Source organism: Chamaesiphon sp. GL140_3_metabinner_50, from assembly GCF_025361915.1.
GTDB lineage: Bacteria > Cyanobacteriota > Cyanobacteriia > Cyanobacteriales > Chamaesiphonaceae > Chamaesiphon.
In genome coordinates this window covers 1-8,179 of the sequence record NZ_JANYJC010000045.1, presented here as the reverse complement: position 1 = coordinate 8,179, position 8,179 = coordinate 1, and the positions used below count along the sequence as shown (strand labels likewise).

Here is an 8,179-nt window from a genome sequence, read left to right as displayed (position 1 = left end):
TATTTATTAGTTATGGCAATTTAAATTTAGCTTGGTGGCATGGATTTGGGCTGTGGATGGTCGGCATTAATTTGCTCAATTTGCTGCCGATTTACCCCTTGGATGGGGGTAAAATTGTCGGTTTATTATTACAGCCATATCCATATATTGGGGTGGTATTTAAGGCAATTTGTACGGCGTTGGCGATCGGATTGGGCTGTTTGGGTTCGCATTTATTTCTATTTATCGGGATAGCGATCGCGGTATCGTTACCGCTCGATCTTCGCACTGCTAGGGCAATTGCTCGACTCAAACAGCAACCGGGGGCGGCAGCTTTAGACAAAGATGAATGGTTTAAATGGGCGCATACTCAACTAGATCGATCGTCGCAATCGCCAGTACAACCAGCTCATCAAAAGCTATTTATGAATAGTCTGTGGGAATGGCGATCGGATCTGCATAATTCGTCCGGGTTGCGATGGGGATTGGGGCTACTTTACACTATTACTTTAATTGGTGGGACGATCGGGAGTATTTACGGCTTAATCGGGAATAAATTACCGTCAGTTGCCACTATTTTTGCTGACGATCTTCAGATGCGGGGGATGACTTTAGCGCAACGCAAACAATATTATCGGACTAGATGGCAGCGCGAACTTCAAGCAAATACAGCCATAATCGATCGCGATCCAAATAACATTAATGCCTACCGTCAACGATTGAGACTACACCGAATGTTGCAAGACGATCGCGGACAAATGCAAGATCTCGATCGCCTAATTAGTCTCGAACCCAATAAGTTAGAACATCTCAGTTCTCGGTTATATTTAAATACCAAATTAAAACAATATCAAGCGGCTTTACTCGATACAGATCTTTTACTTAAACTCGATCCTAAAGCTAAAAATTATATCCACGATCGAAGAGGTGAATTATATGTAAAATTAGGTAATACCGATCTGGCGATCGCTAGTTATAGCACCCATTTACTGGAGTCTTCAATCTCACGGTATAGTGCCTATCTCGAACGTAGTAAATTATATGTCCAAACAGGAAAACGCAAGCTAGCTCTAGCAGATCTAGACTTGGCGATCGCTAGCGAACCCAAATTTGCATCACTAGCCTATCTAGATAGAGCCAAAATTCGCGAACAAATTGGCGATCGATCTGGGGCAAAACTCGATCGCCAAAAAGCCACTGAAATTGAGACTGAAAATGAGCGAAATAATGACTATTAAATTAGCGTAACTAAATTTATAAAAATTGACCGATCCGATCGATTAATTGCTCGGCTTGTAATACACCTTCAATTCGATCGACAGACTGCCCACCTTTAAATAATACTAACGTCGGTAATGCCTGAATCTGATGGCTAGAAGCGATCTGGGGATATCGATCCGTATCGATTTTCATCACTCTGATTTGTCCGTTTAGTTCGATATTAACTCGCTCTAAAATCTTAGACATCATCTGACATGGGCCGCACCAAGTTGCATAAAAATCAACTAAAATTGGCACATCGCTATTGGCGATCGCATCTTCAAAGCTGGTAAATTGTTGTTTGACTGCCATAAACCGATCCTGAAACGAAATTACTGATAATTCGATTCTAGACAGTTTTGGCTCGATCGAACAGATATCGATAACAAACGATCGCACTCTCTCATAATTCCGCTGCTGAGTGGGTTATGGTTCCCACCAGCCATCGGGAATTAGGATACCACCCGATCGACGAACCAGATCGGGATTCATAAAATAAGCCCACGCCGAGATCGTTGAAGTTCGATTCTCCACAGGAGAGGTTACAGCAACGGCAGATAGATATGCCACGATCGATTCGCGGTTATAATCATTCTCTGCGGGATTTCGGCGCGGATCGAAGTCTTCGAGCGCATCTAAGGCGGGTAAAATTGTCTGACTATCGAAAGAGAGGACAAATCCATGTACGTGGCTGGTACCATGAATTATGCCGGGATAACCCAATCTCGGCAGATCGTACAATTCCCCATAGATATAAGCACGCCTACTGGCAATTACTCGATCTCCACAATAGCAGTCGAAATTCGCCCCTCCAGGCTTGAGCGTACCGTAGACAAAAACATGTAGTTTCATTACTACCATCCATTTCCATGACTCGATCGAGTATAACCGCTCGACACAATTTCGATCCTAACTCTTCACGCAACTAATGACGACAACTACCTCAAAAAGCCAGTCGATGCAAATCCCCAAATTACTCGCAGATCACCTGCGGTGGATGGTGGTGCTGGCGCAATTGAGAGAGGTGGGTGGAAAAGAACATCGCTATCCTGTCAAGCAGTTGGTAGCCGATTTGCAATTGGGTAGTTTATTTAGGAACCCAACAGGTGAAATCGAACGAGAACCTGTTGTTGGATTGAGTAAAAAAGCCTGGGAAATCTGGTTTTGCGGTAAGTCGGTAGATAAAGGTGAAAGTCCGCTCAATTCGATCTATCAGTGTCGGAGTTTTTATGGTTTAGATGCGCCCAATAATTTATTACAACGGTTGAATAAACTGTTAGATATGGCGATCGATCGACATAAGACGATCGAACCAGAAGCTCGTCGTGGCAAGAAAGATAGTAAGTACGATCGGTATTTAGAGCAGTGGGGAGATTATGCGATCGAATTAGTCGCGCATAATGGTAGTTGGGAAAGCTTTAGTAATAAAACAAGCTTGTCTGAAATTAAAGATATCTGGGTGGGGATTCAACCGCCACGAGTAGAGTTGACTGGTGCAGATCGCGCATCATTAATTCAAAGAATTATTTATCTCGATACCGATCGTTATATCCAAATTATCGGGACAGCAATCGGTTCTTTATACCCTTTATGGTTTTTTAAATCGCAGCAACGCAAAGAATTACTCGATCGCATTGCCATTCAAGATCGGGAGATAAAAAAGGCTTTACCCAAGCGCGATTTATACATCGATGTGAATACTAAAATCGGGCAAATGGCGGGATTACCCTATCCCTTCGGCGTTGCTGATGAATTATTAGCCTACTGCTGGGATGTTAAAATTCAACACGTTAGCAGCCATTTGGGTGAATCTGCTTGGTGTCCGATCGCCATTCAATCGATCGCTAGAGAACTACAAAATGAATATTGGAGTCCACCATTATTATTTACAATGTGGGGCGATGAATTTTCCTTACCTGATGATGATAAACATAATTATTCGATTCCGTTTATTACGCTCACCCAAGGTGGTAACAAATTTGGAGAATTATACAGAAAACTCGCGATCGAACCCAAACCATTAACCGATTTAAAGATTGGCATCGAACCACATACCTATGGCGAAAAAATTCTCGATCGACTAGAAATGCAGCGAATTAAAATAGCAGAAGTATCTCACTATAATCGTACCCAAATTCTCACAGAGCAATTAAATGCCGATCTAATTGCTAGCTATTTTCCAGTCAGTGTATCATTACAAGCAGATGCCAATTATCAACAACTGACGATCGCCGATTTGTATCGAGAATGGGGCACAGTTGGCGATGCTTTTAATTATACTTCCCCACAATTAGTTTTAGCTGGGGGACTATTTTTAGCCAGACAAGCCAAAGCCACCGATCTAATTATCGATCTCGGTATTTATTTGCATACAGTCGAGCTATTAATTCGCAATCTCCGCCCGGAATGGGACTCGATCGAGCGTTATTTTTCGCAATTGGCTAGCAATGACCTGACGACCAAACAAGCCGCCGCACAATCGATTAGAGAGGCTTGTCAGATTGTTGCTAAAAAGAGTAAATTAGTTAAAGGTACAGATGTGGTGAATGCAAATGCCATCTCCGAAATCTTGAGCCAAATCGCGATCGAAATGTTAACAGCTTTAATCCCAGTAGATACAGATCGACATCAAGCATGTGTAGAACAAATCGATGATTGGGGTTGGGCAAAGTTATTAGAATCAGTTCAGTCTACGTCGATATATATTGCCTGTGAATTATTTACTGGATAAATCGATGGTTATATATAGCAATCCTAAATGAGAAACTATTCTTTGTCTTTGTCTTTATCTGCGCCCTCTGCGCCTCTGTCTCGATCGCTCGTAAACCGTCGGGAAACCTGAAGAGCGCAAATCGCTGCGGTTCAAAATATCTAGATCTCAATTCTCACAAACAATATAGGATTACTATATATTAACTTTTGCATTGCGAATCTCTCGCCATAATCGATCGTATTGCTCTTTACTTTTAGATGATAATGGATAGATAAATTCACTCTTATCTAAAACATTTTTGGGCGGTAGAACTAATGCTCTACTTTTTAGGTCGGGCGAGATTTCACTTGCTGCAAGACTAGTCAATAGTGGCGCAGTTGCATTGGTAAATATCGAAATTTGTTCGCTAGTTTTAGGCTGCAAACAATAATCGAGCCACTGTCGATTTAACTTAGTTCGATTATCGTTAGCAACAGCCAGCCGTTCGGCTGATGTGAGCTTGCTAGATACTGCTGGCTGTACCCATAAATCGGCAAACATTGCCGTACCGGAAGCAGGCACGATCGCGCCAATATTAGGGTTTTTCTCAATCACATCGATCGCATCTGAAGACCAACCAACCGCCACCCAAGTATCGCCCGTGACTAGCGGTTGGAGATAATTATCAGCACTATAAAACTTCACTTGCTGATGGAGTTTTGTTAGTTGTAAATTAAGATCGATCGCTTGACTGAGATCGGCTAAATTATATGAATACCCTAATTTTTTCAGGGTCAGTCCAATAACTTCTCGCGATCGATCTAGCACTGAAATCCTTTGCCTGAGCTGAGGATTCCAGAGATCTGCCCAATCTGTAGGAATGGGAATATTAGCATCTTTCAATCGATCGCGACGATAGATAATTACCGTCGTTCCCCAGCGATAAGGAACGCCCCAAATTTGCCCGTTAGCACTATTATTACCGCGATCGTCTCGTTGAGGTAATTCTCGCCACCGAGATTCTAATTTACCCCAATTCTGAAGATCTTTTACCGCGATCGGTTGAATTAATTTTTCCTGAATTGCAGTTAGCAACCAAGCATCGCCGATACTTACCAAATTGGGAATATATTCAGCAGATTGAGCTGGCGGTACCAATGGCACTTTTAAACCTTTGGCTTCTGCTTTACCAGTTTTAGCCCACTCCTGAAGCTGAGTCAGCACCTCTTTAAATTGACTTTCACCCACTAACTCTACTTTGACATCGGTAGGTTGAATCGATTTACTAAACTCGCCCAATAATTGAGATGGGATCGAGTTTTTGAGAGCTAATAATCTTAAAATAGCCCGATCTTGATTTTGACAACTAGTTAAGCCACTTCCTAGAGCCAGACTACCCAGGGTGACTAGAAAGTGGCGACGTTGCATAAGAGTTTGGAGATGGGAGATGGGAGATAGGAGTGTGGGGAGTGTGGGGAGTGTGGGAGGTATGGGGAGTGTGTGAGGTGCGTGAGGTGTGGGGAGAAAAAAGGACGCTTGCGTCTAAATTCACTATTCATTTTTCCACTCCCATCTCCCATCTCCCAGTTCCCATCTCTTACAAAGCTCGTTGTCCGATATCTTGACGATAATACATACCTTCAAAGGTAATCGCTCTTACGCCATGATAGGCTCGATCGATCGCGGTGGCAAAATCGGGGGCGATACTCGTTACGCCTAATACTCGCCCACCATCAGTAACAACGCGATTTTGCTTGAGTTGGGTACCTGCTTGAAAAACAATCGTACCTTCCGTATTTGCCGAATCGATGCCACCGATGACTTTACCGCGCTCGTAATTACCGGGATAACCCTGTGCCGCAATTGTCACGCATGTCGATACTGCTGGTTTCCATTCAAATGGTGGGAGTGCCGCTAGTCGCTGTTCTACACAAGCTAGTAATAATTCTACCAGCGGCGTAGCTAATAACGGTAAGATTGCTTGCGTTTCCGGATCGCCAAATCGACAGTTAAATTCTAGGACTTTAGGATCTCCATTCGGACTAATCATCAAACCCGCATACAACACACCGCGATAATCGATTCCTCTCCGGCGGAGCGTCGCCAAAGTTGGTTCTAATACCTCTGTTTGAATGCGTTTCATTAAAGCTGGTGTCGCTAGCGGAGCTGGCGCGTAAGCACCCATACCGCCTGTATTTGCGCCTGTATCGCCATCGCCGATGCGTTTGTGATCTTGAGCGGGTAACAGCGGACGAATGGTTTTACCATCTGTGAGGGCGATTACCGATATTTCTTGCCCGGTAATATACTCCTCGATTAGCAATGTGCCATAATTCTGCGCGAATAATAATTCCACCGCCGTCAGCGCATCTTGCAATGTTTCGGCAACTACCACCCCTTTACCTGAAGCCAAGCCATCGGCTTTGACGACAATCGGCGCGCCGTGCTGCTGGATATACGCCCGTGCGGATGCCAAATCTGTAAAAGTTGCCGATTTTGGAGTCGGGATTCGCGATTCCTCCATGATGGCTTTTGCCCAAGTTTTGCTAGACTCAATTTGGGCACCCGCTCTAGTTGGGCCGAATACGGGAATGTTGCGATTTTGCAAAAAGTCGGTAATACCTAATGATAGCGGTAGTTCTGGGCCAATTACGACCAACGAGATGCCATTAACTTCGGCAAATCGGGCAATTCCACCAAAATCATCGACTCGAAACGAGAGATTTTGACAGCGCGGCATCGTCGCCGTACCGCCGTTACCAGGTACACAAAGGACTTGGGTAACTTGAGGAGATTGTAATAATGCCCACACGATCGCATGTTCTCGACCACCATTACCAACTACTAAAATTTTCACCGACGCTAAACTCCCCCGCGACTTTGTTGCTAATCCTTCTGTACACTCTATCATCAGATGGGAGATGGGAGTGGGGAGTTCGGAGATGGGAGTGAATAGTGGATAGTGGATAGTAGATATAGTTTTAATTTTCCCTTACTTCTTACTCCCATCTCCCATCTCCCATCTCCCACACTCATGGACAAAATCAACTTCTCCACCCCCAGCGGCTTTCCAGAATTTCTACCTGGAGAAAAGCGACTAGAACAACACCTAATGGATACGATTCGGCGAGTATATGAGAGCTACGGCTTTACTCCGATCGAAACTCCCTCTGTAGAGCGGCTAGAAGTCCTCCAGGCGAAGGGAAATCAGGGCGATAACATCATTTATGGTTTGCAGCCAATTCTGCCCCCTAATCGCCAAGCAGAGCGGGATGAGGCGGGTAAGGGCGATACCGGATCGGAAGCACGGGCGTTGAAGTTCGATCAAACGGTACCGCTGGCGGCTTATATCGCCCGTCACCTCAATGATTTACAGTTTCCGTTTGCTAGGTATCAGATGGATTTAGTCTTTCGCGGCGAACGAGCTAAAGATGGACGGTATCGGCAATTTCGGCAGTGCGATATCGATGTCGTCGGGCGCAAGGAATTGAGCTTACTTTACGATGCTCAGATGCCTGCGATTATTGCCGAAATCTTCAGTCAGATTAATATCGGCGAGTTCCTGATTCGGATTAATAATCGCAAGGTTTTAACTGGTTTCTTTAGCTCTTTAGGAGTTGCACCCGATCGGATTAAAGTTTGTATTAATATTATCGATACGCTCGAAAAAGTTGGAGTTGCCAAAGTCCTCATAAGTTTAGCTACTCAGGGTTTATCGCCCGAACAGTCTCAACAAGTCATCGATTTTATCAATATTAAAGGTGATGTCGATCGAGTCTTAACGGCTCTCAATGAATTTGCGGCTAAATTACCCGATGCCGAACAATTTAAATTAGGCATTGAAGAACTAACTACCGTCATTAATGGCGTGAAAAATCTGGGCGTACCCGCCGAGCGGTATTGCATCGATCTATCGATCGCACGCGGCTTAGATTACTATACGGGCACAGTTTATGAAACCACTCTGATCGGACATGAAGCCCTCGGTAGCATCTGTTCGGGCGGTAGATATGAAGAATTAGTCGGCACATTTATCGGCGAAAGTATGCCGGGAGTAGGCATTTCGATCGGACTCACTCGATTAATTTATCGCTTGCTCAAAGCCAATATTTTACAACCATTAGCTCCCACGCCTACCCAAGTTATGGTCTTAAATCTCCAAGAAGATTTGATGCCAATTTATCTGCAAGTTTCTCAACAGCTTCGCCAAGCCGGAATCAAAGTCGTCACGGCTTTCGATAAACGTCC

The 8,179-nt window shown here is 44.3% G+C and carries 7 protein-coding genes; 3 read left to right on the top strand and 4 right to left on the bottom strand.

Annotation, left to right across the window (positions count from 1 at the left end; translation table 11 throughout):
- Positions 1–1,217 (top strand): hypothetical protein (locus Q0R35_RS02255; RefSeq protein ID WP_295614037.1); only part of this gene is annotated, 1,217 nt, incomplete at its 5' end.
- 16 nt (positions 1,218–1,233) lie between these two features.
- Here the strand turns inward: Q0R35_RS02255 and trxA are convergent.
- Together trxA and Q0R35_RS02245 are read right to left on the bottom strand one after the other, a co-directional pair.
- On the bottom strand, positions 1,234–1,551 hold the full coding sequence (trxA, locus tag Q0R35_RS02250) for a thioredoxin (protein WP_295614035.1): 318 nt from the start codon (positions 1,549–1,551) through the stop codon (positions 1,234–1,236).
- A 114-nt stretch (positions 1,552–1,665) separates the two neighbouring features.
- A complete protein-coding gene (locus Q0R35_RS02245) occupies positions 1,666–2,091 on the bottom strand; it encodes a gamma-glutamylcyclotransferase (RefSeq protein ID WP_295614033.1) in 426 nt (141 codons plus the stop codon).
- A gap of 76 nt (positions 2,092–2,167) precedes the next feature.
- Here Q0R35_RS02245 and Q0R35_RS02240 point away from each other — a divergent pair, with 76 nt between their 5' ends.
- Positions 2,168–3,970 carry a hypothetical protein gene (locus Q0R35_RS02240; protein WP_295614031.1) on the top strand — a complete coding sequence of 601 codons (1,803 nt, stop codon included), beginning with the start codon at positions 2,168–2,170 and terminating at the stop codon, positions 3,968–3,970.
- A 174-nt stretch (positions 3,971–4,144) separates the two neighbouring features.
- Here the strand turns inward: Q0R35_RS02240 and Q0R35_RS02235 are convergent, their stop codons facing one another.
- Together Q0R35_RS02235 and purD are read right to left on the bottom strand one after the other, a co-directional pair.
- Entirely contained in the window at positions 4,145–5,359 is a 1,215-nt protein-coding gene (locus tag Q0R35_RS02235) for an extracellular solute-binding protein (RefSeq protein WP_295614030.1), read from the bottom strand.
- Positions 5,360–5,528: 169 nt separating this feature from the next.
- Positions 5,529–6,788 carry a phosphoribosylamine--glycine ligase gene (gene purD / locus Q0R35_RS02230; RefSeq protein WP_295614039.1) on the bottom strand — a complete coding sequence of 420 codons (1,260 nt, stop codon included), beginning with the start codon at positions 6,786–6,788 and terminating at the stop codon, positions 5,529–5,531.
- 177 nt (positions 6,789–6,965) lie between these two features.
- On the opposite strand from purD, the gene hisS reads away from it, so the two are divergent.
- A partial coding sequence (gene hisS / locus Q0R35_RS02225) for a histidine--tRNA ligase (RefSeq protein ID WP_295614028.1) occupies positions 6,966–8,179 on the top strand: 1,214 nt, incomplete at its 3' end.